Source organism: Marinimicrobium locisalis, from assembly GCF_039822625.1.
In the GTDB taxonomy this organism is placed as follows: Bacteria; Pseudomonadota; Gammaproteobacteria; order Pseudomonadales; family Cellvibrionaceae; genus Marinimicrobium; species Marinimicrobium locisalis.
In genome coordinates this window covers 30,661-56,105 of the sequence record NZ_JBDLLG010000001.1, presented here as the reverse complement: position 1 = coordinate 56,105, position 25,445 = coordinate 30,661, and the positions used below count along the sequence as shown (strand labels likewise).

Genomic DNA, 25,445 nt, shown 5'->3' with positions numbered 1-25,445 from the left:
AGCTGTCACTCCATCTAGTCAGGGGGTGTGCCGGTTTCTGATCGGCCGCATTATATCAGTAATGGCCCGACCCGGCATGAATCGAGGTTGATCTGTGGCAAGTCTGCTGTTGTTTAACAAGCCTTTCGGAGTACTCTCTCAGTTTACGGACGCGGAGGGCCGCGAGACCTTGGCGCGCTATATTGATCGCCCCGGGGTCTACCCCGCCGGTCGTCTGGACCTGGATTCCGAGGGATTGCTGTTGCTGACCGGCGACGGGCAGCTTCAACACCAGATTGCCCACCCGCTTCACAAGCTTCCCAAGGTTTATTGGGTGCAGGTGGAGGGCGAGCCCGATAAGGCGGCTTTGCACGCGTTGCGGCATGGCGTCACCCTCAACGATGGCCGTACCCGGCCAGCCAAGGTAAAGGTGATTGCCGAGCCGGCGCTCTGGCCCCGCAAGCCGCCGGTGCGTCGTCGAAAGTCGGTTCCGACGACGTGGCTGGAGCTGACCATCACCGAGGGCCGCAACCGCCAGGTGCGACGGATGACGGCGGCGGTGGATCACCCTACCCTGCGTCTGGTGCGAGCCCGGATTGGTACCTGGGGCCTCGATCAGTTACAGCCCGGGGAGTATCGGGTTGAGCGGCTGCATCTTCCTAAAGCACCTGTTAAGGCTTCACCTCGTAAGCGCTAACTTCAACATCAACACTTCGCATTACAGCGCTGCGGGTGGGCATACCACTGCGAGACACGCCGTAAACCCATCCCTGGGGGCTCGATTACCTGCCGTCCAGGCAGGTAACGGTCTCGCAGTGGTATGCCCACCCTCCGCTGGTGCCAGCCGAACGTTGTTTTGAGATAGCACGCTCTGTGCTACGCAGCTTCGTAGGTCGGATTAGCGAAGCGTAATCCGACAAGCCCATTTTCGCCTCTCGTTGTCGGATTACGCTTCGCTAATCCGACCTACCATTACATAGCGGTCCCAGAGAATTCCGCACGCTAATGTTGGTGGGTGGCGGCGCTTCGCTTCTTACCCACCCTACGCCTCAACAAATTGCAGTTGGCACTGAGGCGTCGTGGAGGAATATCATGTGGAGACTCTCTGACGCCTACATGGATGTAGGTGTTAGGGCGACGCAGGAAGCCAAAGCCGAGGCATGGATGCCGATGAGAAGCCCCCATGGATGGGTTCACGGCGGGTCTCCAACCGGTATTCCCCTCCTCTGCCGGACTCAACTAATAATGCAAAAAGCCCGAAAGCAGCAAACACAAAAAAGGCGACCCGGAGGCCGCCTTTTTTGTGTGAAAGAATTACCAGCCAGTGGCTTCTTTCAATGCTTCGCCGATGTCGGCGAGGCTGCGGACCGTTTTAACGCCCGCATCCTCCAAGGCCGCGAACTTCTCATCCGCCGTACCCTTGCCGCCCGCAATAATCGCACCGGCGTGGCCCATGCGCTTACCCTTCGGCGCGGTCACGCCCGCGATGTAAGACACCACCGGTTTAGTGACATTCGCCTTGATATACGCCGCCGCTTCTTCCTCAGCGCTACCGCCAATCTCACCGATCATCACAATCGCTTCAGTCTTCGGATCATTCTGGAACAGCTCCAGAATATCGATAAAGCTCGAACCCGGGATTGGGTCCCCGCCAATACCGACACAAGTCGACTGACCGAAACCGTGATCCGTGGTCTGCTTCACCGCCTCATACGTCAACGTACCGGAACGGGACACAATACCCACGCGGCCGGCCTGGTGGATGTGGCCCGGCATAATGCCAATTTTGCACTCATCCGGCGTAATAACACCGGGGCAGTTCGGGCCGATCAGGCGCGCGCCCAGCTCGTCACACTTCACTTTGCAGTCGAGCATATCCAGCGTCGGGATACCTTCGGTAATGCAAACAATCAGCTTAATACCCGCATTGGCCGCTTCCAGGATTGAATCCTTACAGAACGGCGCCGGCACATAAATAACGGACGCTTCCGCACCGGTTTCTTCCACCGCTTCCGCCACGGTGTTAAACACCGGCAGACCCAAGTGAGTTTGGCCGCCTTTGCCCGGAGTCACACCGCCGACCATTTTCGTGCCGTAGGCGATGGCCTGCTCGGAGTGGAAGGTGCCCTGAGCACCGGTAAAACCCTGACAGATAACTTTGGTGTCTTTGTTGATCAAAATGCTCATTACTTACCCTCCGCTGCTTTAACCACTTGCTGAGCAGCGTCAGTCAAGCTGGTCGCGGCGATGATGTTCAAACCACTGTCCGCCAACGTCTTGGCACCCAGTTCGGCGTTGTTACCTTCCAGACGTACCACCACCGGCACTTTAACGCCCACTTCTTCCACCGCACCAATAACGCCCTCGGCGATCAGGTCACAACGAACAATGCCGCCGAAGATGTTAATCAGAACCGCTTTCACGTTCTCGTCGGACAGGATGATCTTAAACGCTTCGACCACGCGCTCTTTAGTGGCGCCGCCGCCCACGTCCAGGAAGTTGGCCGGCGCGCCGCCGTGCAGCTTCACGATGTCCATGGTGCCCATGGCCAGGCCGGCGCCGTTCACCATGCAGCCGATGTTGCCATCCAGCGCCACATAGTTCAGCTCCCACTGGGCGGCATGCGCTTCGCGCTCGTCTTCCTGGGAAGGGTCGTGCATTTCGTGCAGGTCCGGGTGGCGGAATAAAGCATTACCGTCAATACCGACTTTGGCATCCAGGCAATGCAGGTCGCCCTGCTTGGTAATCACCAGCGGGTTCACTTCAATCAGCGCCAGGTCTTTCTCCTTGAACAGTTTCGCCAGACCGACGAAGATCTGAACAAACTGTTTGACTTGTTTACCTTCCAGGCCCAATTTGAACGCAAGGTCCCGGCCCTGATAGGGCTGAGCGCCCACCAGCGGATCAATGGTGGCCTTGAGAATTTTCTCCGGGGTTTCCTCGGCGACCTTTTCGATTTCCACGCCGCCTTCGGTGGACGCCATGAAAACGATGCGACGGCTGGCACGGTCCACCACCGCGCCCAGGTACAGTTCCTGGTCGATGTCAGTGCAGGTTTCCACCAGAATGCGACTCACCGGCTGACCTTTTTCGTCAGTCTGATAAGTCACCAGGTTTTTGCCCAACCACTCTTTGGCAAAGGCTTCGATTTCCCCTTTGGTTTTGACCAGCTTGACGCCACCGGCCTTACCGCGACCACCCGCGTGAACCTGAGCCTTAACAACGAACTCACTGCCACCAATGGTATCGGCAGCGGCGACCGCTTCGGCGGGGGATTTGGCCGCCACGCCTTTGGAAACGGGCAGTCCGTACTGGGCGAACAGTTGCTTACCCTGATATTCATGCAAATTCATGGTGCAATTCCACATTGTCTGTTGCCGAACCGAAGTTTACGATTTCGGCAAAAATGACCTAACGACAAGCCGCCTTAGGGCGGCCTGTCCCCTGGGTTGAGTTGACTAACTCAGTGTCGGTTCTATTTATTATCTATCGCTTCTTCTTGTTGGCGATATGGATCGCATGTCCATGAATCGCCAAGGCTGCTTCATGCACAGCTTCGGACAGAGTCGGATGACCAAACACCATCAGACCCAGATCCTCGGAGCTGCTGCCGAACTCCATCGCAATCGCCACCTGTTGAATCAAGTCGGCAGCGCTGGGGCCGACGATGTGCGCCCCAAGAATACGATCGGTTTCCGCGTGCGCTATGATCTTAACCAGGCCATCGGTATCGTTGGCGGCCATGGCCCGACCACTGGCGGCGAAGGGGAAAGTACCCACCTTGTAGGGTTCGCCGTCGGCTTTGATTTGCTCTTCGGTTCGACCGACCGAGGCCACTTCGGGGTGGGTGTAAATCACGTTGGGAATAACGTCGTAATTCATCACAGTCTTTTGGCCGGCGATGCGTTCGGCCACCATGACGCCCTCTTCCGAGCCCTTGTGGGCCAGCATCGGGCCACGCACCACGTCACCGACGGCCCAGACGCCCGGGGCATCAGTGGCACAGAGGTCATTGACGTAAATGAACCCGCGCTCGTCCAGGTTGACGCCGCTGTCTTCCGCCAGAAGGCCTTCGGTGTAAGGGCGACGGCCGACGCAGACGATTAGTTTGTCGAATGTTTCTTTCTGCTCCTTGCCGTCTTTATCGGTGAAGGTCACCGTCACTTCCTTGCCCTTCACTTCCGAGCCGGTCACGCGACAGCTCAGGCGGATATCCAGACCTTGTTTGGTCAAAATCTTTTGGGTTTCCTTGGCGACCTGTTGGTCCATGATGGATAGAAACTTCTCCATCGCTTCCAACACCACCACTTCCGAGCCCAGGCGCTTCCAGACGCTACCGAGTTCCAACCCGATCACGCCGGCACCGATCACGCCCAAACGCTTGGGCACGGAGTCGAACTCCAGGGCACCGGTAGAGTCCACAATGACATCGTTATCGAGCTTGGCCACCGGAATGTCGATGGGACGGGAGCCGGAGGCGAGAATCACATTGTCCGCCTCCAGGGTTTTGGTTTTGCCGTCGCTGTCGGTCACTTCCACTTTATGGTTGGCGAGCAGCTTCCCGGTACCAAAGACCGAGGTAACGCCGTTCGCCTTGAACAAGGAGGAGATGCCGCCGGTGAGCTGTTTAACAATCTTGTCTTTACGCTCCAGCATGGCGGGTACGTCCATCTCCACGCCCTTGGTGGTGATGCCGTGAACCTTAAAGTCCTTCTGAGCTTCGTAGAACTTATGCGAGCTGTCCAGCAATGCTTTGGAGGGAATGCAGCCCACGTTCAGGCAGGTACCACCATTCACGCCCTTGCCTTCTTTGTTCTGCCACTTCTCGACACAAGCGGTTTTCAAACCCAACTGGGCGGCGCGAATGGCGGCCACGTAACCGGCGGGGCCGGAACCAATCACAACGACATCAAACTTATCAGACATATCATGTTTCCCGATGTTTCGGTGCAGCTTGACGAGCCACGTCGTCAAGCGCTCTATTCGATGAGAGAACCTTTACAATAAAGCGGGCCGAACGGCCCGCTGAACAGTGTTTAAATTTCCAGGAGAATCCGCGCTGGGTCTTCCAGCAGGTCCTTGATGGTAACGAGGAACTGAACCGCCTCTTTGCCATCCAGCAGGCGGTGGTCATAAGAGAGCGCCAGGTACATCACCGGCAAGATCTTCACCTCGCCGTTAACGGCCATGGGACGTTCTTGAATTTTGTGCATCCCCAGAATGGCGGACTGCGGCATATTCAGGATCGGAGTGGACAGCAGAGATCCAAACACCCCACCGTTGGTGATGGTAAAGGTGCCACCGGTCATCTCTTCAATGCCCAGCTTGCCGTCACGGGCGCGCAGGCCGAAATCGCGAACAGTACTCTCGATGTCTGCCAGCCCCATGTTTTCGGCATTACGCAGCACCGGTACAACCAAGCCCTTGTCGGTGGAAACCGCCACACCAATGTCTTGATAACCGTGGTAGACCACATCGTTGTTATCGATGGAAGCGTTCACCGCCGGGAAGCGACGCAGCGCTTCGGCCGCCGCTTTTACAAAGAAGCCCATGAAGCCCAGGCGAGTGCCGTCGTGAGCTTTCTCAAACTTGTCTTTATAGCGCGAGCGTAACTCCATGATCGGTGCCATATTCACTTCGTTGAAAGTGGTCAACATGGCTGTGGTGTTGGAGGCCTCCAACAGGCGCTCGGCGATGCGCTTGCGCAAACGAGTCATGGGAACACGTTTTTCCGCGCGCTCGCCCTGGGGAGTTTCCACTTCCGCCTGCTTTGAAGCGGAGCTGGTGCCACCACTCTTAGGCGCTTCGCTCTTCTCTCCCCCGGACTTGTCTTCTCCGGACTTGAGGAAGCTGACCACATCCTCTTTGGTTACGCGGCCGTCTTTGCCACTGCCGGGGATGCTGTTGGGGTCAATGTTGTTCTCGTCCGCCATTTTCCGAGCGGCGGGGCTCAGCAGCTTCTCTTCATCATCAGACTTCTTGTCGCCGCTGTCCTTTTCCTCGGCGCTCTTTTCTTCAGAGCCGCCAGACTTGGCTTCCGACTTTTTCTTGTCAGAATCATCCTCTTTCTTCTCTTCCTTCTGCTCGCTCTTGCCGCCAGCAGCACCCTCTTCAAACTTGGCGATCACCTCTTTGCTGAGTACCGTTTCGCCTTCGTCTTTGATAATTTCTGAGATGCTACCGTCAGCCGGCGCAACCACTTCCAGCACCACTTTATCGGTTTCAATATCGACGAGCAGCTCGTCGCGAGATACCGACTCGCCGGGCTTTTTGTGCCAAGTGGCGATACTGCCGTCCTGAACGGATTCGGGAAAGGTCGGGGCTTTGATCTCAATAGTCATTCTTTGTCCTTAGCAATCGCTGTGGATTCTTTGTCGAACACTGGCTCCGGCGTTAAACGCTCAGAGCCTCATTAATAAAACGCTTCTGCTCTTCCAGGTGCACAGAGGCATACCCCGCCGCCGGAGCGGCCGAGGGGTCGCGCCCCACGTAGCTAAGAGCGAGCTCCGGGTTGTGATCGTTGACCACGCGGCGCATGTGATGCTGGCTGCTGTACCACGCGCCCTGGTTCATCGGCTCTTCCTGGCACCAGACAATGTCCTTCAGGTTCTTGAAGGGGGCCAGAGCCTTTTTGAGTTCGTGCTCCGGGAAGGGGTAAAGCTGCTCGAGGCGGATGAGAGCCACATCATCCTGCTCTCGCTCCATTCGTTCTTCCAACAAGTGGTAATACACCTTGCCCGAACACAGCACGACACGTTTGGCCTTTTCCGGTTCGACTTGCTCTTCGGTAATCACATTGTGGAAGTGGCCGTTGGCCAAATCTTCCAGGCTGGAGGTCGCCAGTTTGTGACGCAAAATCCATTTGGGGCTCATGACCACCAGCGGACGACGCATCGGACGAATCACCTGACGGCGCAGCATGTGGAAGACCTGAGCGGGTGTAGTGGGCACGCATACCTGGATATTGTGCTCGGCGCACAACTGCATGAAGCGCTCCAAGCGAGCGGAGGAGTGCTCCGGCCCCTGCCCTTCGTAGCCATGGGGCAGCAGCATGGTCAAGCCGCACAGGCGACCCCATTTGTGCTCACCACTGGTAATAAACTGGTCGATCACAACCTGGGCGCCGTTGGCAAAGTCCCCAAACTGCGCTTCCCAGATAATCAGTCCGTGGGGCGTTGTTGTGGCGTAACCGTACTCGAACGCCAGCACCGCCTCTTCCGACAGAAGCGAGTCATACAGATCAAAGGCGGGCTGGTCATCCTTCAGGTGCCGCAGGGGAATATAGGTGGCCCCGTCCTTCTGGCTGTGGACCACCGCATGACGATGAGAGAAGGTCCCCCGGCCAACGTCCTGGCCCGTGAGACGAACGCCATAGCCCTGTTCCAGCAGGGTCGCGTAAGCCAAAGTCTCCGCCATGCCCCAGTTGATGGGCAAAGCACCGCCAGCCATTTTCCGACGGTCGTCGTAGATTTTACCAACCTGCTTTTGGACCACCACGCCATCGGGTATCTCGCACATCTTTTGCCCGAGCGCCTGCAGGCGTTTCAAGTCAAAGCTGGTGTCACCGGGGGTGTTCCAATCGTGGCCGATGTAGGGGGACCAATCGACAAACAAAGAGCTGTCCGGCTCGGACACCAACCCATTGGCAACACTGTCCCCTCGATCAAGCGCAGCGCGGTAGTCGTTCATCATTTCGTCGGCGTCTTCGGCCTTAACGATACCCGCTTCGATAAGCTTGTCGGCGTACAGCGCACGGGTGGTTTTTTGCTTTCGAATATTCTGGTACATCAGCGGTTGGGTGGCCGAGGGATCGTCCGCCTCGTTGTGCCCGCGCCGACGATAGCAAACCAGGTCAATCACCACGTCTTTCTTGAACTCGTAGCGGTAGTCCGCCGCCAGTTGGGCGACAAACAGGACCGCATCCGGGTCATCACCGTTGACGTGGAAAATGGGTGCCTCCACCATTTTCGCCACATCGGTACAGTATTCGGTGGAGCGCATGTCTTCGCGCTTACTGGTGGTAAAGCCCACCTGGTTGTTGATCACCAAATGAATGGTGCCCCCAGTGGAGTAAGCCCGGGTTTGTGACATCTGGAAGGTTTCCATGACCACACCCTGGCCGGCAAACGCCGCGTCGCCGTGGACACTGATAGGCAGAACCTTTGCACCAATCGGGTCTTCGCGACGATCCTGACGAGCGCGGACCGATCCCTCTACCACTGGCGAGACAATCTCCAGATGGGAGGGATTAAACGCCATGGCCATGTGTAGCTCGCCACCGGGCGTCATGATATTGGAGGAGAAGCCCTGGTGGTACTTCACATCGCCCGAGGTATCCACCAGTCGTTTTGTCCCTTCAAACTCACCAAACAGCTCCGAGGGGCTCTTGCCGAAAATATTAACCAGAGTGTTCAACCGACCGCGGTGGGCCATGCCCAACACGATTTCCTTGGCACCGTAGCCGCCGGCACGCTTGACGATTGCATCCACCAAGGGGATGAACGTTTCCCCGCCTTCAAGACCGAACCGCTTGGTGCCCGGGTACTTACTGTCCAGGTGACGTTCGAGGCCTTCGGCAGCAATAAGGCGGTCCAACACCGACAGCCGTTGCTCATCACTGAAGTCCGGCTTGGAGCGAACGCTTTCGAGACGCTGCTGAAGCCACTGCTTTTCGGCCAGGTTGGTAATATGCATGATCTCCGGGCCAACGTGCCCGCAGTAAGTCTGCTCCAACGCATCGACGATATACCGCAAAGACGCCTCTTCGCGGCCGATAAACAGGTTGCCGGTATTGAACTCAGTGTCGAGGTCGGCTTGGGTGAGCCCGTGAAAACCCAGTTCAAGGTCGGGCACCCGCTCGCGCTCCATAATACCCAGGGGATCCAGCTGGGCCTTCTGGTGGCCACGGAAGCGGTAAGAACTGATCAGTTGAAGAACCTTGACCTGCTTGCGCTCATGCTCAATGCTGACTGAGCCGGCTACGGTTGCGGAGGCATTAACGGAACGGGTTTTGGCGAGGCGCTGGAACTGCTCGCGAACGACGGAGTGAGGAACGTCCTGGGTAACCACGCCTTCTACGCGAGGCAACTGCTCAAAGTAGTTGCGCCACTGTTCGGGCACCGCATTGGGATCGTGTAAATATGTGTCGTAGAGCGATTCAACGTAGGCGGCATTCCCTCCGGAGATATGGGACGTGCGCCAGAAGTGCTCCATGATGCTGTCTTGCATTACACCCACCTTGTCATGGGGTCGTCACCCGCCGGGAACCCGGCCTGGCCGACGGTCGGATCGGGTGTTCCCCGATACTCCCCCCTGCTAGTCTCTAGCTATTAGCTACCATAACGCTCTCCGCTTGTGGCAGGGAGCGCCGCTCATTACTTTGGAAGCACGCCGGGGTGCTTCCGGGGCGGTGGGCAAAGTGACCACCGCTTTATAAAAGCGGCCGACAAAACGCCGGCCGCTCGTTAGACCACCCTTTTTAGGTCCCGCTCTGCAACAGCATGGTGCGGATGTGGCCGATGGCCCGCGTGGGATTCAAACCCTTGGGGCACACTGCCACGCAATTCTGGATGCCGTGGCAGCGGAAGACACTGAAGGGGTCCTCCAGGTTGGACAAGCGCTTTTTCGTCGCCTCGTCCCGACTATCTGCCAGGAAGCGATACGCCTGAAGCAGGCCCGCCGGACCGATAAACTTGTCCGGATTCCACCAGAATGAAGGACAAGCGGTGGAACAGCAGGCACAGAGAATACACTCGTAGAGCCCGTCCAGCTTGGCCCGGTCCTCCGGGGATTGTAACCGCTCAATGGCCGGAGCGGGGGTATCATTTTGCAAATAGGGCTCAATTTTCTTGTATTGGTCGTAAAACTGCGTCATATCGATGACCAGATCCCGAATCACCGGCAGACCGGGGAGCGGGCGCAAAACCAGCTTATTCTTCTTAACCACTTCAGACAGCGGCGTAATACAAGCCAGGCCGTTGACGCCGTTAATGTTCATCCCGTCCGAACCACACACACCCTCGCGGCAGGAGCGCCGGTAGGCCAGTGACTCGTCGTCCTCTTTGATTATACCCAGCACGTCCAGCACCATGAGGTCCCTACCCTGCGTGTCCACTTCGTAAGACTTCATGTAGGGTGCTTTGTCGGTTTCGGGGTTATAACGGTAGACTTCAACTTTCAACATAACTCACACCCCTTAGTAAACACGTGCTTTCGGTTCAAAAGCGTCCATGGAGCTGGGAGCAAAATTGACGACGCGCTTGCCGACCCGTTTGTCCGCAGGATAGTACATGGAGTGGCACAGCCAGTTTTTGTCGTCCCGCTCCTGATAGTCCTCGCGGGCGTGCGCACCGCGCGATTCGGTACGCTCGTTAGCCGCGATGGCGGTGGCCTCGGCCACTTCCAGCAAATTCTGCAACTCCAGCGCCTCGATACGAGCCGTGTTGAACGCATCGCTCTTGTCGTCAATGTACACATTTTCAATACGTTCACGCAGGGCGGCCAGCTTCTCAATGCCCTCGGCCATAAAGTCGCCTTTACGGAAAACGCCGAAGTGGTTCTGCATCACCGCCTGCAGCTCCTTGCGCAGCACCGCGCTGCTCTCACCACTGGTGGAACTGTTCAAGCGGTTCAAGCGAGCCAACGCCGCGTCGATGTCGCTGTCTCGCGGGGACTGTTGCTCTGCGCCTTCACGCAGGACTTTCTCGATATGCTTGCCCGCCGCGCGCCCAAAGACCACCAGATCCAGCAGCGAATTACCGCCCAGCCGGTTGGCGCCGTGCACCGATACACAGGCCGCCTCGCCACAGGCGAACAGGCCTTCAATCGGAACGTCGTTACCGTCGGCATCGACGGTCAACGCCTGGCCATTCACATTGGTCGGAATGCCGCCCATCATATAGTGACAGGTGGGCACCACCGGAATCGGCTCTTTGACCGGGTCCACGTGGGCAAATGTGCGGGACAGCTCACAGATGCCAGGCAGTCGGCTTTCCAGCACCTCTTCCCCCAGGTGATCCAGCTTCAGCAGCACGTGGTCCCCATCGGGCCCACAGCCACGTCCTTCCAGGATTTCCATCACCATCGAGCGCGCCACCACATCGCGGCCCGCCAAATCTTTGGCGTTGGGGGCGTATCGCTCCATAAAGCGCTCGCCATCCTTATTAATCAGGTAACCGCCCTCACCCCGGCACCCCTCGGTTACCAACGTACCAGCACCGTGAATACCCGTCGGGTGGAACTGCCACATTTCCATATCCTGAACCGGGAAGCCGGCGCGCAGCGCCATGCCGATACCGTCGCCGGTATTGATGTGAGCATTGGTCGTTGAAGCGTAGATACGGCCCGCGCCACCGGTGGCCATCACCGTGGCCTTGGAGCGCACAAAGACAATTTCGCCATCCTCAATATTGATGGCAATGACACCTACCACGGCGTTGTCGGCGTTCTTCACCAGGTCAACGGCATACCACTCGTTTAAAAAGACGGTATTGCTCTTGATATTGCCCTGATAGAGGGTGTGCAACAGGGCATGGCCGGTCCGGTCCGCCGCCGCGCAGGTGCGGGCGGCTTGACCGCCGCGGCCATAGTCTTTGGACTGGCCCCCAAAGGGCCGCTGGTAGATTCGCCCCTCTTCGGTTCGGGAGAAAGGCAACCCCATGTGCTCAAGCTCAAAGACCGCTTCCGGGCCCACGGAGCACATATATTCAATCGCGTCCTGGTCGCCAATGTAATCAGACCCTTTCACGGTGTCATACATATGCCAGCGCCAATCATCATTTGGGTCCGAGCTGGCAATGGCACAGGTGATCCCCCCCTGGGCGGACACAGTGTGGGAGCGGGTCGGGAATACCTTGGTGATCACCGCTGTTTTGTAGCCAGAGCTGGCCAGCTGTAGCGCGGCGCGCATGCCCGCGCCGCCGCCACCGACGACGATGCCGTCAAAAGAAATCGTGCGCATGGTTTAAAACCCCCAGATAATTTCGACACCCCAAAGGGTGTAAGTCACGGCGACTACGGCCAGCAGCATTTGAGCCAGCAACCGCATAACGGTGGCTTTAAAGCCCATGAGGCGCTCGGTGAGGTAGTCGGTCAGAACGGACCAGAGGCCGATCCAGGCGTGGGTCACGACGGACAATAGCGTCAACAAGGTAAAGACGCGCATCCACAACTGATCGAATAGCCCCTGCCACTGTTCGTATGACAAATCCGGGGTTAACAGAATATACGCCACTATAAAAACGGTGTAGGCCGCCAGCACCACGGCGCTCACGCGCTGGATCAACCAATCATAAAGGCCGCTCCGACCCAGGTTCGTTACCGCAGTTACCATACCCACACTCCTGCCAGAACAATCAGTACAAGGGACAATCCGATCACCAGCTGGGCACTCAGACGCCCCCCTTTCAGGCTTTCACCCAGACCGCAGTCCATAAAAAGATGGCGCACGCCCGCTACCAGGTGGTAGGCCAGAGCGGCCAGCACCGACCAGATAATCACTTGCCACACGGGGTTGGTGATTGTCTCCTGCAGAGCCACAAACTGCTCTTCCGAGGCCAGGCTGGCATCGAGCATCCAGAGCAGCACGGCTACCCCGGCAAAGAGGAATACGCCGGAAATTCGGTGGAGAATGGAGACAATAGCGGCGATGGGAAATTTAATGGTGGAGATATCGAGATTGACAGGTCTTTGGTTTTTCACGGTTGATAGTCACCCTCTAGCTCCCCGGCGGGAGCAGGTTAGCGAAATTGCGATTAGCGCATCTCTCCAAAGCAAACAGTGTGGCCGCCAGGTTGATTTGGTTTTTATGGCTCCATTCGGCCTCTGGGGACTGTTCCAGTCGCCCCGCCTGATGAAACCGATTGGCTCTCCAACTACTGCTTGCAAGTCGCGGCGTATTATAGAGAGTCAAACTATGAAACACAAACGAAAACCCGGCGCGCAAAAACGCGCTAGCGCCCAATTGGCGTGCACTTCAGAGCCCGCCCGCCCCATATTGAGGCAACGCCACCCTTGGGGCTGGCCTGCGAACTGAGGCGACGATCAAACTTTGTACAAGATTGAGGTACGCACCCGGAACACCCGGCGGATCAACCCCCGGAAAATCCATCTTCTTCATAAATAAAACGCATAAGCGAACCGATGTAGTGCAGCACATGACATATACGCCCCAATAAATCGCATGTCCGCCTTTTTTTCGCCATAACTTTCCCACACCTACCGGAATCGGCTCTTCTCCTCTATAATGCCGCCTCCCAATCCATCCGTGGGCGCGTTTGACAATCCCACGCCGGGGCTTATAGTGACGTCCCGATTTCAACCCGGACTGGCCATCCTGCCATTCCTGGAAGCCTTAAAAGTTTGTAAACCACAGGAGTCCGTAATGACTGACAGAAAAGCACGGTTAACGGTCGACGGCCTGGATGCGCCCATTGATCTGTCTGTATACCCGAGCACTGCCGGCCCCGACGTGATCGATGTTTCCGGTCTGACAAAACAGGGTTTTTTTACTTATGACCCGGGCTTTATGTCCACCGCGCCCTGCGAATCCAAAATCACCTATATCGACGGCGCCAAGGGCGTGCTATTGCACCGCGGCTACCCCATTGAGCAACTGGCGGATCACTCTGACTACCTCGAAACCTGTTACCTCCTCCTGAACGGCGAACTGCCCACCGACCAGCAAAAAAGCGCCTTCATTCAAGAAGTTAAACAGCACTCCAAGGTCGACGATTCCGTCGCCAAAATCATCAAAGGCTTCAACCAGGACGCCCACCCGATGGCCATTTTGGGCAGTGCCATCGGCGCTCTCGCGGCGGTCTATCACAACGAAACCGACATCACCAGCGAAGAGAGCCGCCGTATTACCGCCTACCGGTTGATCGGCCAAATGCCCACACTGGCGGCAATGGCCTACAAACACCGTCACGGAGAGGAATTCGTTGCTCCGAACGACGAGCTGGATTACGCCGAAAACTTCCTGAACATGACCTTTGGCAGTGCCGGGCAGGCCCCGAAAGTCAACCAGGTGCTCGCCAAGGCCATGGACCGCATTTTTCTGCTCCATGCCGACCACGAGCAGAATGCCTCTACTTCGACCGTGCGCCTGTCAGGATCTTCGGGCACCAACCCCTTTGCCGCCATTGGGGCGGGCATCGCCACCCTCTGGGGCCCCGCTCACGGCGGCGCCAATGAAGCGGTGCTTAACATGCTGGAAGAGATTGGCAGCGTAGACAACATTGACACCTACGTGGCCAAGGCAAAAGACAAAGAAGACCCCTTCCGCCTGATGGGCTTCGGACACCGGGTTTACAAAAACTTCGACCCCCGGGCCAAGGTTATGAAGCAGGCCGCGGACGAGGTACTGTCCGAGCTGGGGCTGGAAAACGATCCACTGCTGGCAATTGCCACACGCCTGGAAAAGATCGCCCTGGAAGACGACTACTTTATTCAGAAGAAGCTCTACCCGAACGTGGACTTCTACTCGGGTATCATTATGAAGGCCATTGGTATCCCAACCGAGGCCTTTACGGTGATCTTCGCCACGGGCCGCGCGGTGGGCTGGTACGCTCACTGGCAGGAAATGGTCGGCGCGCCGTACAAGATCGGTCGCCCGCGTCAGCTGTACACCGGCTACACCAAGCGGGACTACCCCGCCTAAGGGGTAATTGACGCCCATCCCGACGGGGGCCGCACAGCAGTGCGGCCCCCGTTGCGTTTTATGGGGGCCGATGCGGAACTTTACGCCAACTTTACCCTTCTAAACCCCCAGCTTTAGCCCTCGGTAGCGAATCACCCGGTGCTATAGTAGTATGAAACTTAGGCAACTTAGTCGCCTAAGCATCAGGCAATGAGGCTCATCAGGGCCGCCCGATAACGCATTAAGCCAATGCAGGATTGAAAATCTATGCTCAACGTTCCGAAGTTCCTGCGCAACAGCACCACCCTGCTCGCGCTACTGCTCTCCTCCTCGCTGCTTTGGGCCAGTACTCCCGACCCTCTCAAGATCAGCGACCAACATCAGGCCGTAACCGCCAGCGTGGTGCAACAACTGAGCAAGCACCACTACCGGGACCAGTCCTTCAATGACGCCCTCTCATCGGACTTTCTGGACAACTATCTGAAGACCCTGGATCCCAGTAAAAGCTACTTCTTCCAGGCGGATATCGATGGGTTTAACGAGCACCGCAAGGAATTTGACAATTGGCTGTCCAAGGGCAACCTGGAGCAGGCCTTTCACATATTTGACGTCTACCGCCAGCGCTTGGTCACCCGCCTGGAGTCGGTTATCGAACGCCTTGAAAGCGAAGACATCAGCTACGATTTCAGCAAAAATGAAAGTTTGGTGGTCGACTGGGAAAAAGCCGAATGGCCCAAAGACAAAAAAACCGCTGACGAGCTTTGGCACAAGCGCGTCAAGGCCGGCCTGCTGGACCTTAAACTGGCGGGCAAGGAGCTGAAAGAAAGCAAAGAGCTACTGAAAAAGCGCTACAGCAACCAGCTTCGTCGGGTTCAACAGCAGGAAAGCGAAGACGCCTTTGAGGTGATCGTCAATTCGCTGACCACGCTCTATGACCCTCATACCAACTACCTCTCGCCACGCACGCTGGAGAACTTCAATATTAATATGTCCCTGTCCCTGGAGGGCATTGGCGCGGTGCTGCAAACCGAAGATGAATACACCAAGGTCATGCGCCTGGTCCCCGCCGGACCGGCGGACAAGCAGGGAGAACTGCGCCCGGCGGATCGTATTATCGCTGTGGGCCAGGGCGAAGAAGGCGAAATGACGGATGTCGTGGGCTGGCGTCTGGATGAAGTGGTGGACCAGATTCGAGGCAAGAAAGACACCATTGTCCGCCTGGAAGTGTTGCCGGCTAAAGCACCGGCCGAAAGCACCACGAAGACCATCACCATCAAGCGCGACAAGGTCAAGCTTGAGGAGCAAGCCGCCAAGCACGAAGTGTTCGATTTAAACAGCGGCAAGTCGCGCTACAAAATCGGCGTCATAAACATTCCAACCTTCTACATGGACTTTGAGGCCTATCGCAAGCGCGACCCCAACTACAAAAGCACCACGCGCGATGTTCACAAAATTCTGAAAAAACTGGAAAAGGAAAACGTCGACGGCATTGTTCTCGACTTGCGAGGCAACGGTGGCGGTTCTCTGCAAGAGGCCACAACGCTAACGGACCTATTTATTGACCGGGGCCCGGTCGTTCAAATTCGTCAAACCAATGAGCTGATTTCGCGCAATTACCAGTCCCACTCCCGCGCGGCCTACCGTGGCCCCCTGGTGGTATTGATCGACCGGCTGAGCGCCTCCGCCTCGGAAATTTTTGCCGGCGCCATCCAGGACTACGGCCGGGGGATTATTGTCGGCAGCCAGAGCTTCGGTAAGGGCTCGGTTCAATCACTGGTGCCGGTAGACGCCGGGCAACTGAAGCTCACCGAGTCCAAGTTCTACCGGGTTTCCGGCGACAGCACCCAACATCGTGGCGTCATCCCCGATATGACGTTGCCGAGCCTCGTAGATGCCAGTGATGTGGGCGAAAGTGCCTACGACAATGCCCTCCCCTGGGATAAAATTCATGCTGTCCCGCATTCGAACTATTTCGATATCGGCGCCCTTTTGCCTCACCTGAATCCACTACATGAAAAGCGGGTCACTCAAAACCCCGACTTTATTTACCTAAAGGAGCAGATGGCGCTAACCTCCCGCAATGACGACAGAAAAGAAGTGTCGCTGAACGAGAAAGTGCGCCGAGCCGAGCAAGAGAAGCTCGAAGAGCAGCTCTTGGCCCTGGAGAACCAGCGGCGCAAAGCCAAGGGCCTTTCCCTGTACGAAAGCTACGAGGACATTGACCGCATTGCCGGCGACGATGAAACCGACACCCCCGAGGGCGATGACGAGACAAAAGACAAGACCGACGACGACGCAGCCAATGAGGACGATGAATCCGGCAAGACCGAGCAAGCGGCCAACGATGAAGAGGATGAGGACGACCTGGTCAACTTCTCCGCTCGCTCGCGCGATAAGATTGACCCAGAGAAGGACCCCTTCCTGAACGAAGCCGGCTTCATTTTGATCGACTTCATTGAACAGCTGGAAGCCATGAATGATAAGGAGCGGGACCGCGTCGCCAACTGGTAGGTCCAGGCTCCAAACCCCGGCCGTGCTTTTGTGACCAGAGAGCGCAGCCGGGGTATTTTTTTAAGTAATATTCGTAAACGAGAAATTCGCGCATGAAAGCAATCTCCTTTAACGTCAACAGCATTCGTACCCGCTTGCACCAGTTGCAAACGGTCATCGATAAACACCAGCCGGACTTTATCGGCCTTCAGGAAACCAAAGTGAACGACGAAGAGTTTCCCGAGCAGGCCATTCGGGACATGGGTTACGAAGTCGCCTTTTACGGCCAGAAAACCCACTACGGTGTGGCCCTGCTTTCGCGGGTGCCCTTTAAGGAAATCATCAAAGGCTTTCCCGGTGACCTGGATGAGTCACAGCGCCGCTTTATTGGTGGTGTGTTTGACTCTCCCTTTGGAGGGGAGATTACGGTGCTCAACGCTTACTTTCCCCAAGGAGAAAACCGGGACCACCCCGTCAAGTTTCCCAACAAACGAAAGTTTTACGCCGACTTAATGGAGTACCTCAACGCCCACTGCAAGTCATCCGAGCAGGTATTGCTAATGGGCGACATGAACGTCTCTCACACCGACGGGGACATCGGCATTGGAGAACAGAACCGGAAACGGTGGCTGCGGGAAGGAAAATGCAGCTTTCTGCCCGAAGAGAGGGAGTGGCTTGACCAGGTGCTGGAGTGGGGCCTGAAGGATACCTTCCGCCACCATCAACCCGACGAAGATAGTACTTTCAGCTGGTTTGACTACCGTAGCAAGGGCTTTGACCGCGACCCCAAACGGGGTTTGCGGATTGACTTAATACTGGCCACGGACGCCCTCCTAAAGCGCTGCGAAGACGCCGGCGTGGATTACGAGGTGCGCGCCATGGAGCGCCCCTCGGACCACTGCCCTATCTGGGCCTCCTTTTCATAACCTCGTCGCCGTCTACCCAAAAAGACGCCGACCCAAAGGTCGGCGTTAAGGGTATCAGTGGCCTCCCTGCCCAGGCTGGTCTCTACTAAAAATTGGCTCTTAGCGTCAGCGCATAGCGTGTATCATTGACGAAGTAGGAGGCATTGTGCCGCCCGGCCCCTTGAGCGCTTTGCTGCATAATGGTCCGGGTTTGTTCGTTCGTCAGGTTGTTCGCTTCCAGGCCAATCGACAAGCTGTCATTGATATCATAGAAGATTGAACCGTCAAGCTGGCCGGTCGCATCGCTGTAGACAGGCAACTTCCAGAAAATCGGGTCTCCGGAATCTCCCGCGCTACTGTCCACGCCACCATTATCCCCGTTAAAGCCATTGGCGCCGACAGACATCAGATATTCGTCTCGCCAGCTCCAAGCCAGGCGGATAGACAGCTTATCTTTCTCATACATACCGACCAGGTTATAGGCATTTTCCGATAGCCCTTCATACGGCAAATTCTCGGCGATGAGCGTGCCATCGGTGTCTACCGGCGCGATCAGCGCCCCGGTATCCGGGTCGATGCTGTTGGGAATATCCGTACTACTATCGATATACGTGTAGTTGGCCTGCATGCCCAGCCCGTCAAATGGCTCAGGAAGGAAGTCAAAGAACTGGTTATAACCGACTTCAAACCCTTGAATCTCGGCGCTGCCGGCGTTGACCGGCCGGGTCACGGTATAGTCCTGCATAGTGGCGTTCAGGTCGGGATACTGCTCAGTGACCGTCTGGCTCCGAACGATTCCCTCAATATCTTTATAGAAAAGATTCAAGTGCGCCATGCCGCCGGCATCGTCAAAGTAATACTCGAGCGACAAATCAAGCTGGTCAGACTCCAGCGGCTTGAGGTGGGGGTTATTCCAGGAGCCCGCGGACAAATCCACATTGCCTGTTTCCTCATCAATGGAGGCCTCGAGCATTTGATAAGCCTGCATTTCCGAGAAGCTGGGCCGAGACATTGCCTTTGAAGCGGCGAAACGGGCGATCAAGTCTTCGGTAATCGTCATTCGCAGGTTCAGACTGGGCAATACATTATCGTAGTCGTTGCTCACGCTGAGCGGCTCCATCTGGCCATTGCCGTAGGGCGCCAGATCAGGGTAGACCAGAAAGCCATCGGACTGAGCGCGGGTGTCGACATAACGCACACCGATATTACCGTCAATGGGCATTGGCAGCTCATCAAACCCAAAACGCACCAGGCCGTACGCCGCGTAAGTGTCTTCCGACTGAAGGTTACGCCACTGCGGGTCGTTCGGGTCGCGCAGCTGGTAATCGCCGTAAGTTTCGGAGTAGGGGTGCCCCAAAGAGTCGGCGTAATCGGCCGCCTCAGCGTATAAGTCGACGTAGCTGTCAGGGTAACCGAGCGCAATATCTTCTTTTGGAGCCCACACCACGCCGGTTAGGTCGGCGTCGCCCCGGAAAAAATCATCAAAGGTGTTCAGGGACATCTGGGAACTATCCTCCATGTAAGGCATGCCCAGATCGTTAATATTAAGGCCGCCGCCCCAATCCGTGGTCATCCAGGAGGCGAAGATAGCCTGCCAGTCGTAGCCGGTATTGATGTTATCGGCCTCTCGGTTGGTCACGCGCACACCGGCCTTGACCGATTTGATGACCGAGTCTTCCACAAAGAATTCGGTATCGCCACGCCAGGCAAACTGCTCGGCCTTGCTGTCTTCTATGTGGGGCATGGCAAACGCCCAGTAGTAATTGGTGGGCTCGGCCAGGTAACTCTCGTCGGTACTAATCTTCGGCGGCTCCGCGGCGGCATTGACCGTCAGGCTCTCCAGACTGATACCGGTCGCGACCGTACTGTCCAGAGTATCGGTCGTCGAATCGGTGTATTGAAACTCGGTGCTAAATTCCCAGCGGTTACTCGGGTTCCACTTCCAGCCCGCCGCATAATCAGTAGTCACTGAGTTTCGAGTAGAGACGCGGATGTCCGCGCCAAACGGAATGCCCGGTGTTTGCGGCGACCAGGCGGGGGGTTCGGAATTGCTTAGCGTACCGCTTTGAAATACCCCGTCCTCATTGAACTGCGAGTCCTCCGAGAGCTGAATCGCCCAGGGGTCGTTGTCAACGAAGATGGCATCTTCGTCCCACTGCATGTCGTATTCGCTGCGGAAAATCGTGAAGTAAAACTCCTGGTCCTCATTGGGACGCCACTGAAACGCACCGTAGCTGCCCAGCCGTTCACGGTTAAAGTCCATTCGCCGCCAGTCGGCCCCGCGGGGAATCCAGGCGGTTTGCTCATCCAGGATATCGGTTCGGGCAAAGAACGGACGCAGGAAGATGCCGTCGGTTCGGGTGGAGATTTCCGAGTACGCAAAATCCACCAGTGCGCCAAACTCACCCGCGCCGGTCTCCCAGCGATTGCTATACAGTATGGAGGCGGAAGGGTCGACCTCTTCGATAAAGTCACCGTAATTGGCACTGACCGACCCTGAAATCACTTGGCCGTCGCTATCGAAGGGCATACGAGTTCTCAGGTCCACGGTGCCCCCGATGCCGCCCTCAATCATATCGGCGGAAGGGTTTTTATAAACATCCACGCCCGCCATAAGCTCCGCCGGAACATCTTCAAAACTCAGGCTCCGTCCACCACTGGCGGAGAACGTATCGCGGCCATTGAGCTCACTGCGAACGTGTTTCATACCGCGCACGGCCACGCCGCTACCCTCGGCGGCGAAGTGCTCCGGGTCACCGATATCGATAAAACGCTCAATGGTTACCCCGGGAATACGCTGCAAGGTCTCGGTAACGGAGCGGTCGGGTAGCTTGCCGATGTCGTCAGCCACAATGGAGTCAACAATCTGCTCGGCGTTCTGCTTAATCAGTTGGGCGGACTGGATACTGCTGCGCTGGCCGGACACCACGATCTCTTCCAGCAAAGGTTCGTCGGGCACTTCCGATTGAGCGAAGGCTGACCCGTGCCACAGCAACGCGGCGGACACTAAGGTGGATGAGCCCAGGCGAACGGCGTCAGCCAGTCGGCGCTTGGGGAAAGTTGGCGTGAGTGTTGAGCGAGTCCTCAACGCCGGTGCTTGGTTCGTTATTGTCATAACAATTGTACTCCACGTTACCCAGTTATTAGTAGAATGATTGTTCCCCTGTTATTTCTCCTTGATAGCCTCACCATCAAAGCCTTCGTCCTTCAACCAAAAGCGATAGGTTTCCCCCTTGGAGGCGGTCCAGGTACGAACCTCGCCCTGGCCTTCTAGCTTTAGCCGTTTACTTTCATTGGAGGAGCTCACGGCGAAGGAGTGCTTGAACAGTGCGCTTCGCAGGCTCAGCTCGCCATCGTGACCGGGCGTTAGCTCGGCCCATTGAAGCACTCCGTCCTGCCATTTCATCGCCACCGTCACATCGCCCCGGGCCCTCAAACCGCTGATCTGCCCATCGGACCATTCGCTGGGGAGCGCGGGTAGAAGATGAATCGCATCGCCATGGCTTTGCAGCAGCATTTCCGCAATGGCCGCCGTTGCCCCGAAATTGCCGTCAATTTGAAAGGGGGGATGGGTATCCCACAGGTTCGGCAGGGTGCTCTCCTGGAGTTGGGCGGACAGCACGTTATAAGCCCTGTCGCCCTCTTTCAGGCGTGCCCAAAGGTTCACTTTCCAGGCCTGGGCCCAACCCGTCCCGCCGTCACCTCGGGCGTTGAGCGTGGTCTTGGCGGCCTCAAGCAGCGCCTCTTGCTCGGCGGTAATCTGGCGACCCGGGTGTAGCGCGAAGAGGTGCGAGACATGGCGATGGGTGTTTTCCGGGTCGTCCAGGTCCGCCCGCCACTCTTGAAGCTGTCCCCAACGCCCCACTTTCAATCCGGGGCTCAAACGCTCCAGAACACCTTGCAGCTTCCTTGCATAGGCGTTTTCGCCCAGTTCCAACGCGGCGGCTTGGGTGTTACTCAACAGGTCCCATACCAGTTGCTGGGACATGGCCGCCCCTTCGGTAAAATCGCCGTGTTCCGGGGAGTAACTGGGGGAAACCAGCAGCTCCCGCCCCTCCGGGCCTTCCACCAGCGCGTCCAACCAAAATTCAGTAGCACCGCGCATGACCGGATAGGCCCGCGTTTTGAGGAAATCTCGATCCCGATTGAACAGGTAATGCTCGTAATAGTGCTGAGCCAGCCAAGCGCCCGCTTCCGGTTGCCAGAACGCCGTGGGCCAATCAATGACGCCGACGAAGCCCCAAATATTGGTATTAAGAAACAAGGTCCAGCCATCGGCGCCATAGAACTGCCGAGCCGAGCGCTGCCCGGGTTCAACCAGCGCATCGACAAAATCAAATAAAGGCGCTGTGGTTTCAGAGAGGTTGGTGACCTCCGCCGGCCAGTAGTTCATCTGTAAGTTGATGTTGACGTGATAGTCGGCGTTCCAGGGTGGAGTTTTGGAGTGATTCCAAACCCCTTGCAGGTTGGCGGGCAAGGAGCCGTCCCGGGAGGAGGCAATCAACAGATACCGTCCGAACTGGAAATAGAGCGCTTCGAGCAAGCGATTTTCGGCCGGGGTATTCTTCGACGGGTAGTCCGTCAACAGCTGAGGCGTCGGCTTATCCGAAGGCCCCTGCCCCAGATCGATCGAGACGCGCTCGAACAGATTCCGGTGATCGGAGCGATGACGTTCCAGCAACGTCTCGTAATCTTTCTCTATTGCTTGAGCGAGAACCGCTTCCACTTTGGGAGCCGGAAGCTCGCCCCGGTAATCTGGATACTGCAGGCGATAGCCGGTCGCCGCGCTCAAACGAATAACGACAGAATCAGCCCCCTCGACCGTCCAGCGTCCCTTTCCTTCGCCGCGCTCAAGCTCGCCCCCGGAGTGTTCGATGTGAAACTCCGACGCATAAGCCAGCTGATTGTCTTCCAACTCGCCCCACACCCGAGTGCCGGCTTCACGCCATTGTCGCTCTACGGAGCGATTATCGGGCACATCCAATGCGGCCTGGAGGCTGATCTTCCCGGGTTGATCCGCGCTCAGGCGCATCACGATAACCTTGTCCGGGTAGCTGACAAAGTAATCTCGGCGGTATTTCACGTCGCCTTTTCGGAAAGTCACCGAAGCGATGCCCGCCTGCAGGTCGAGGGAGCGGCGGTAGTTCTCAACCGAGCCCTCCAGTTCTGGATAGCGCAAACTCAGCGCCCCAAAACTCTGGTAATGGCCATAGTGCTCGGCCTTGCGCCCGAGACTCTTCACAACAGTCTCGGGTGACAGTGAACCCTTCTCTCGCAGTTGCTTCCGAACGCTGGCCAGGCGATCAGTGTAGGAGCCTTCTGGCAGCCCGTAATCGTAGGCCTCCCCCGCGCCGGGCCCACCCGTCCACAAGGTTTTTTCGTTGTACTGCAGATGCTCTCGTGCCACGCCACCGCTCACGGCGGCCCCCATCGCGCCATTTCCGATGGGCAACACTTCCCCCTCCCATTGCTGGGCCGGATGCTCAAACCAAATGTGCCGGCCCGAATCCGACCAGGCGGACAGAGACCCTATGAGTGACAGGAGCGCAATGAGGGGGCGGGTCCACCCAAGCTTCCGCCCTGACCGAGCTATGAAGGTTGCCAAATGAGTACCCATGATCTGTTATCTTTATAGTGTGCTACGCAAACGTAACGGCCTGCGTCAGACTATGTATGAGGAATAGCCTGCTCGTCGGAGTGGCTATTTATAGCTCGTTTTTTTCATTAGCACAAGTTTTTTCTTATATGATAAACGAATGCCCGTAACAAACACTTATTACCACGTTGAGTTCTGATGAAGACTGAATCCGATACCCAAAGTCAGTTCCGCCTCTTAGAAGGACCCCAGGGGTTCCGCGAGTCCCTCATCGAAGCCGCCCGACACACTCGGCGAGATTTTCTGATCTTCAGCCCATCGCTGGATCCGTTGGTTTATGACAACACCGAACTCGTTGAAGCCCTGTCGGCGCTGGCGCGATCCCATCGGGGGGCGAGGTTGCAATTTCTGGTGCAAGACACCCGCCCCCTTGCAGCCCAGGGCCATGGGCTTGTCCGACTCTGCCAACGCCTGCCCAGCAAAGCCACAATACGTCGCCTGACCAATGAGATTGAGACCAAGGCCGTCGCCTTCGCCCTCGGGGACCGGGATCAATTGGTCTACCAAAACGATCCCGACGCCTACCGCGGCTTCTGGGATTGGCGAGCTGCTGCCCAGGTAAAGACCCTGCGCGAAATCTTCGATAGAGCCTGGGAAACCGCCGAAGACGACCCACAATTACGACAACTGACTCTATAGCGCTAAAAAAGCGGCTTTTTGGGTTGCTGATCGAGGTTTTATCCTTTATATATAGTCCCAGCTGCATTTGATGTGGCTTTTACCCTACGTTTACAGGCTTTTTGGCCTGTGGCGTTTGAAAAAGGCATTAATACCAAACTCTGCAACCAATAAGGATCACACTATGGCTGCTCGCAAAGCTACCGCCAAAAAGGCGACTGCAAAGAAAGCCACTGCCAAGAAAGCTGCCGCCAAGCAGCCGGCTGCTCGCAAAGTGAAAGCGATTTCTGAGCGCTACAACAAGACCCAGATTCTCAATCAAATCGCCGATAACACCGAGCTGAGCAAGAAGCAGGTACAGTCGGTGCTGGACGAGTTGTCTGACATTATCGAAGGTCACGTGAAGAAGCGCGCCTGTGGCGAGTTCGTTCTTCCCGGCCTTTTGAAAGTCACGACCGTGAAAAAGCCGGCCACCAAGGCTCGCAAGGGCATCAACCCCTTTACCGGCGAAGAGACCGTCTTCAAGGCGAAACCGGCTTCTACCGCCATCAAGGTTCGCCCCCTGAAGAAACTGAAAGAAATGGCGAAGTAAGCGCTATTCGATTGCCTGGGCCTCGTTGAGGCCCAGGTGCCTCCCTCATCCAGCCCTACTGGATTGAAACCCTAGGGACCTACGTAAGAATCTGGAAGTCCTCCCCCACCAGAGCGGCCCGCAGGTGCTCCAGGCGGTCTTCCAACTGGGCTTCCGTATACTGAGTCGCGGGCTTTTGCCCCCAGATTGGCTGCGGCCAGGCCGGATCGTCCTCGAAACGGACGATGTGATGCACGTGCAGCTGGCGAACCACGTTTCCTAACGCCGCCACATTCATGGTGTGGGCATCAAACACACTGGTCATTACCTCCGCCAACCGGCACGACTCCCGTGTGAGCTGCTGCTGATCCTCTTCGCTGAGATGATGGAGCTCGAACACATCTTCCCGCTGGGGGACGAGAATACACCAGGGGTAGTTCGCATCCTTACTGAGCAGAAGCAGGGAAAGCGGGAAACGGCCTACCGGAACCGTGTCGGCCGCCAAACGTGGATGCAGTTCAAACATGGTTTTCTCCTTCATCACCTTCAAATGCGGCGCCAGCACTCAGGCCCCAGTTCTCAAACTAG

At 56.9% G+C, this 25,445-nt stretch carries 18 protein-coding genes; 6 read left to right on the top strand and 12 right to left on the bottom strand.

What is annotated here, in order from left to right:
• Window positions 1–94 precede the first annotated feature (94 nt).
• Window positions 95–676, top strand: coding sequence for a pseudouridine synthase (locus AAE514_RS00245; RefSeq protein ID WP_347329476.1), 582 nt, complete (start codon window positions 95–97; stop codon window positions 674–676).
• Window positions 677–1,293: 617 nt separating this feature from the next.
• Here the strand turns inward: AAE514_RS00245 and sucD are convergent.
• The 9 genes from sucD to sdhC all read right to left on the bottom strand — a co-directional run bounded on the left by sucD (window position 1,294) and on the right by sdhC (window position 12,678).
• Window positions 1,294–2,166 carry a succinate--CoA ligase subunit alpha gene (sucD, locus tag AAE514_RS00240; RefSeq protein ID WP_347329475.1) on the bottom strand — a complete coding sequence of 291 codons (873 nt, stop codon included), beginning with the start codon at window positions 2,164–2,166 and terminating at the stop codon, window positions 1,294–1,296.
• Window positions 2,166–3,332, bottom strand: coding sequence for an ADP-forming succinate--CoA ligase subunit beta (gene sucC / locus AAE514_RS00235; RefSeq protein ID WP_347329474.1), 1,167 nt, complete (start codon window positions 3,330–3,332; stop codon window positions 2,166–2,168). Before sucC ends, sucD begins: the two co-directional genes overlap by 1 nt.
• Before the next feature lie 133 nt (window positions 3,333–3,465).
• Window positions 3,466–4,905 (bottom strand): dihydrolipoyl dehydrogenase, encoded by a 1,440-nt coding sequence (gene lpdA / locus AAE514_RS00230; protein WP_347329473.1) that lies wholly within the window; start codon window positions 4,903–4,905, stop codon window positions 3,466–3,468.
• Window positions 4,906–5,015: 110 nt separating this feature from the next.
• Window positions 5,016–6,320: a 2-oxoglutarate dehydrogenase complex dihydrolipoyllysine-residue succinyltransferase gene (odhB, locus tag AAE514_RS00225; protein ID WP_347329472.1), complete on the bottom strand. Its 1,305-nt coding sequence runs from the start codon at window positions 6,318–6,320 to the stop codon at window positions 5,016–5,018.
• A gap of 52 nt (window positions 6,321–6,372) precedes the next feature.
• On the bottom strand, window positions 6,373–9,207 hold the full coding sequence (locus tag AAE514_RS00220) for a 2-oxoglutarate dehydrogenase E1 component (RefSeq protein ID WP_347329471.1): 2,835 nt from the start codon (window positions 9,205–9,207) through the stop codon (window positions 6,373–6,375).
• A gap of 250 nt (window positions 9,208–9,457) precedes the next feature.
• Window positions 9,458–10,162 carry a succinate dehydrogenase iron-sulfur subunit gene (locus AAE514_RS00215; RefSeq protein ID WP_347329470.1) on the bottom strand — a complete coding sequence of 235 codons (705 nt, stop codon included), beginning with the start codon at window positions 10,160–10,162 and terminating at the stop codon, window positions 9,458–9,460.
• A 12-nt stretch (window positions 10,163–10,174) separates the two neighbouring features.
• Entirely contained in the window at window positions 10,175–11,938 is a 1,764-nt protein-coding gene (gene sdhA, locus AAE514_RS00210) for a succinate dehydrogenase flavoprotein subunit (RefSeq protein WP_347329469.1), read from the bottom strand.
• 3 nt (window positions 11,939–11,941) lie between these two features.
• Window positions 11,942–12,310 carry a succinate dehydrogenase, hydrophobic membrane anchor protein gene (gene sdhD / locus AAE514_RS00205; protein ID WP_347329468.1) on the bottom strand — a complete coding sequence of 123 codons (369 nt, stop codon included), beginning with the start codon at window positions 12,308–12,310 and terminating at the stop codon, window positions 11,942–11,944.
• Window positions 12,304–12,678 carry a succinate dehydrogenase, cytochrome b556 subunit gene (sdhC, locus tag AAE514_RS00200; protein WP_347329467.1) on the bottom strand — a complete coding sequence of 125 codons (375 nt, stop codon included), beginning with the start codon at window positions 12,676–12,678 and terminating at the stop codon, window positions 12,304–12,306. The genes sdhD and sdhC overlap by 7 nt, the downstream gene beginning before the upstream one ends.
• Before the next feature lie 682 nt (window positions 12,679–13,360).
• Between sdhC and AAE514_RS00195 the strand changes: the two genes are divergently transcribed.
• From AAE514_RS00195 to xthA, 3 genes are all read left to right on the top strand, one after another.
• Window positions 13,361–14,638: a citrate synthase gene (locus AAE514_RS00195; protein ID WP_347329466.1), complete on the top strand. Its 1,278-nt coding sequence runs from the start codon at window positions 13,361–13,363 to the stop codon at window positions 14,636–14,638.
• Between the two features lie 246 nt (window positions 14,639–14,884).
• Window positions 14,885–17,128 carry a carboxy terminal-processing peptidase gene (locus AAE514_RS00190; RefSeq protein WP_347329465.1) on the top strand — a complete coding sequence of 748 codons (2,244 nt, stop codon included), beginning with the start codon at window positions 14,885–14,887 and terminating at the stop codon, window positions 17,126–17,128.
• 92 nt (window positions 17,129–17,220) lie between these two features.
• Complete coding sequence (gene xthA, locus AAE514_RS00185) at window positions 17,221–18,033, top strand: exodeoxyribonuclease III (protein ID WP_347329464.1); 813 nt, start codon at window positions 17,221–17,223, stop codon at window positions 18,031–18,033.
• An 85-nt stretch (window positions 18,034–18,118) separates the two neighbouring features.
• Here xthA and AAE514_RS00180 read toward each other — a convergent pair whose 3' ends face one another.
• Window positions 18,119–21,127: a TonB-dependent receptor gene (locus AAE514_RS00180; RefSeq protein ID WP_347329463.1), complete on the bottom strand. Its 3,009-nt coding sequence runs from the start codon at window positions 21,125–21,127 to the stop codon at window positions 18,119–18,121.
• Between the two features lie 51 nt (window positions 21,128–21,178).
• Entirely contained in the window at window positions 21,179–23,617 is a 2,439-nt protein-coding gene (locus tag AAE514_RS00175) for a glycoside hydrolase family 95 protein (RefSeq protein ID WP_430623865.1), read from the bottom strand.
• A 189-nt stretch (window positions 23,618–23,806) separates the two neighbouring features.
• Between AAE514_RS00175 and AAE514_RS00170 the strand changes: the two genes are divergently transcribed.
• Complete coding sequence (locus AAE514_RS00170; protein WP_347329461.1) at window positions 23,807–24,307, top strand: DUF7931 domain-containing protein; 501 nt, start codon at window positions 23,807–23,809, stop codon at window positions 24,305–24,307.
• Window positions 24,308–24,470: 163 nt separating this feature from the next.
• Complete coding sequence (locus AAE514_RS00165) at window positions 24,471–24,878, top strand: HU family DNA-binding protein (RefSeq protein WP_347329460.1); 408 nt, start codon at window positions 24,471–24,473, stop codon at window positions 24,876–24,878.
• A gap of 79 nt (window positions 24,879–24,957) precedes the next feature.
• Here the strand turns inward: AAE514_RS00165 and AAE514_RS00160 are convergent, their stop codons facing one another.
• Complete coding sequence (locus tag AAE514_RS00160) at window positions 24,958–25,383, bottom strand: HIT domain-containing protein (protein ID WP_347329459.1); 426 nt, start codon at window positions 25,381–25,383, stop codon at window positions 24,958–24,960.
• Window positions 25,384–25,445 lie beyond the last annotated feature (62 nt).

What these genes read in the sequence shown, in the direction of transcription:
- lpdA (WP_347329473.1), bottom strand. Translation starts at nt 4,905, where the DNA reads ATGTCTGATAAGTTTGATGTCGTTGTGATTGGTTCCGGCCCCGCCGGT.
- sdhD (WP_347329468.1), bottom strand. Translation starts at nt 12,310, where the DNA reads ATGGTAACTGCGGTAACGAACCTGGGTCGGAGCGGCCTTTATGATTGG.
- sdhA (WP_347329469.1), bottom strand. Translation starts at nt 11,938, where the DNA reads ATGCGCACGATTTCTTTTGACGGCATCGTCGTCGGTGGCGGCGGCGCG.
- AAE514_RS00190 (WP_347329465.1), top strand. Translation starts at nt 14,885, where the DNA reads ATGCTCAACGTTCCGAAGTTCCTGCGCAACAGCACCACCCTGCTCGCG.
- sucD (WP_347329475.1), bottom strand. Translation starts at nt 2,166, where the DNA reads ATGAGCATTTTGATCAACAAAGACACCAAAGTTATCTGTCAGGGTTTT.
- xthA (WP_347329464.1), top strand. Translation starts at nt 17,221, where the DNA reads ATGAAAGCAATCTCCTTTAACGTCAACAGCATTCGTACCCGCTTGCAC.
- AAE514_RS00165 (WP_347329460.1), top strand. Translation starts at nt 24,471, where the DNA reads ATGGCTGCTCGCAAAGCTACCGCCAAAAAGGCGACTGCAAAGAAAGCC.
- AAE514_RS00180 (WP_347329463.1), bottom strand. Translation starts at nt 21,127, where the DNA reads ATGACAATAACGAACCAAGCACCGGCGTTGAGGACTCGCTCAACACTC.
- AAE514_RS00195 (WP_347329466.1), top strand. Translation starts at nt 13,361, where the DNA reads ATGACTGACAGAAAAGCACGGTTAACGGTCGACGGCCTGGATGCGCCC.
- AAE514_RS00160 (WP_347329459.1), bottom strand. Translation starts at nt 25,383, where the DNA reads ATGTTTGAACTGCATCCACGTTTGGCGGCCGACACGGTTCCGGTAGGC.
- odhB (WP_347329472.1), bottom strand. Translation starts at nt 6,320, where the DNA reads ATGACTATTGAGATCAAAGCCCCGACCTTTCCCGAATCCGTTCAGGAC.
- AAE514_RS00170 (WP_347329461.1), top strand. Translation starts at nt 23,807, where the DNA reads ATGAAGACTGAATCCGATACCCAAAGTCAGTTCCGCCTCTTAGAAGGA.
- AAE514_RS00220 (WP_347329471.1), bottom strand. Translation starts at nt 9,207, where the DNA reads ATGCAAGACAGCATCATGGAGCACTTCTGGCGCACGTCCCATATCTCC.
- sucC (WP_347329474.1), bottom strand. Translation starts at nt 3,332, where the DNA reads ATGAATTTGCATGAATATCAGGGTAAGCAACTGTTCGCCCAGTACGGA.
- AAE514_RS00215 (WP_347329470.1), bottom strand. Translation starts at nt 10,162, where the DNA reads ATGTTGAAAGTTGAAGTCTACCGTTATAACCCCGAAACCGACAAAGCA.